The organism is Micromonospora sp. MP36, assembly GCF_008119785.1.
Taxonomy (GTDB): domain Bacteria; phylum Actinomycetota; class Actinomycetes; order Mycobacteriales; family Micromonosporaceae; genus Micromonospora.
On sequence record NZ_VSFA01000268.1, the window covers coordinates 1 to 1138 of the forward strand.

1 protein-coding gene is annotated in these 1138 nt (G+C 65.3%); it reads right to left on the reverse strand.

Going from position 1 to position 1138, the window contains the following annotated elements:
- Positions 1-1091 (reverse strand): IS630 family transposase (locus FXF52_RS41100; protein ID WP_148805036.1); only part of this gene is annotated, 1091 nt, incomplete at its 3' end.
- Positions 1092-1138 lie beyond the last annotated feature (47 nt).

A 1138-nucleotide genomic window follows, 5' to 3' on the forward strand; every position in this document is an offset into this window, starting at 1 on the left:
TAGTGTTCCGCGCCAGAAATTCGCCTACAAAATCGGGCGAGTGAGTCGAGGATCTCTTCGGCGGTCTTGGTCCAGACGAACGGGCGTGGATTGCTGTTCCAGTCGGTGATCCACGCGCGGATGTCGGCCTCGAGACTCTGGACGCTCTTGTGGGCACCGCGGCGGATCTTCTGTTCGGTGAGGTAACCGAACCAGCGTTCGACCTGGTTGATCCACGAGGACCCGGTCGGGGTGAAGTGCATGTGAAACCGCGGGTGCCGGGCGAGCCAGGCGCGGATGGCCGGGGTCTTGTGGGTTCCGTAGTTGTCGCAGATCAGGTGCACGTCGAGCTCGGCTGGCACGGTCTTGTCGATGGTGGTCAGGAACTTCTTGAACTCGGTGGCGCGGTGCTGGCGGTGCAGTTCGCTGATCACGGTGCCGTCGGCGATGTTGAACGCGGCGAACAGGCTGGTGATGCCGTTGCGGGCGTAGTCGTGGGTGCGCCGCTCGGGCATGCCGGGCATCATCGGCAGCACGGGCTGTGAGCGGTCCAGGGCCTGGATCTGGGATTTCTCGTCCACGCACAGCACGACAGCCCGTTCGGGCGGGTTGTGGTAGAGGCCGACGACATCCACGACCTTCTCGATGAACTGCGGGTCGGTGGACAGCTTGAACGTGTCCGCTCGGTGCGGTTTGAGCCCGAAGTCCCGCCAGATCCGGCCAATCGTGGACTTCGACAGTCCCGACCGTTCGGCCATCGACTTGCGGGACCAGTGGGTGGCGTTGCGGGGTGTTTGCTCCAGGGTGGCGACCACAACCTGTTCGACCTGGTCCAGGCTGATCGAGGGGGGCCGACCCGGCCGCTGCTCGTCGATCAGCCCATCGAGGCGTTCGCGCAGGAACCGCCGCCGCCATTTGCCCACGGTGGACAGATGCACACCCAAGGCCATTGCCACATCCGTGTTCGACGCGCCGTCCGCGCACGCCAGAATGATCTTCGCGCGCATCGCGAGGACCTGCGCGGACTTCGCCCGCCGTGACCAGCGCACCAGCGTCGCGCGCTCCTCGTCGGACAACACCAGGGGCGGCGTGGGACGCCCGGTCCTCGGCATCCCACCACCCTACACCCACTTATGAGGCGAATTTCTGGCGCACGACA